1 protein-coding gene is annotated in these 983 nt (G+C 59.2%); it reads left to right on the plus strand.

Annotated features, from left to right (window positions below):
• Position 1 precedes the first annotated feature (1 nt).
• Positions 2-983, plus strand: a 982-nt coding sequence (locus ACW9H9_RS28640; protein WP_457346711.1) for an IS256 family transposase, incomplete at its 3' end; no start/stop codon positions are given.

The raw sequence follows: 983 nt of genomic DNA on the forward strand, positions 1-983 counted from the left end.
TATGCCAACCAAAAAGAAACCCTTGCGTGACCTGCCCAAAATCCCCAAAGAGCTGCTGGAGCAGTTCGGTGAGGGCCTGATGACCGCAGAAGCTATCGAGGATGCCTCTGCGGCGTTCAAGAAGGCCCTGATCGAGCGCGCGCTGCATGCCGAGCTTGGTCACCACCTGGGCTATCCGCCGGGCGCGCAGCGCCCAGAGGATGAAAGCAACCAGCGCAACGGCAAGACTGGCAAGACGGTTTTGACCGGCGATGGCCCGCTGCGGCTGGAAATCCCGCGCGATCGAGACGGCAGTTTTGCGCCCATTCTGATCCCTAAGCACGAGCGGCGGTACACCGGTTTCGATGACAAGATCATCGCCATGTACGCCCGTGGAATGACGGTCAGAGAGATCCGAGCTTTTTTGTCCGAGCAGTATGGAACCGACGTTTCACCCGATTTCATCAGCTCTGTGACAGGCGAGGTCATGGAAGAGATTGGCGCATGGCAACAGCGGCCACTTGAGCCCATGTACCCGGTCATTTTCTTCGACGCGCTGCGGGTGAAGATCCGCGAAGAGGGCCTAGTGCGCAACAAGGCCATTTACCTGGCCCTGGGCGTTCTTCCCGATGGGACGCGGGATATCCTGGGCATCTGGATCGAGAACACCGAGGGTGCGAAGTTTTGGATGAAGGTCTTTAACGATCTCAAGACGCGCGGTGTCGAAGATGTGCTGATTGCCGTGACCGATGGCCTCAAAGGCATGCCAGAGGCTCTCAGTGCCGTGTTTCCAGAGACGACATTGCAAACGTGCATCGTGCACCTGATCCGCAACAGCCTCGACTACGCGGCTTGGGACAAGCGACGGGCTCTGGCCAACGAGCTGAAACCGATTTACCAAGCCATCAATGCCGAAGCAGCCGCGCAAGCGCTCGATGAGTTTGAGAGCGGGCCGTGGGGTGAGAAATATCCGACGGTGGTGGCTGCCTGGAGGCGCGCCTGGG

This window comes from Pseudomonas sp. SDO5215_S409 (assembly GCF_054071325.1).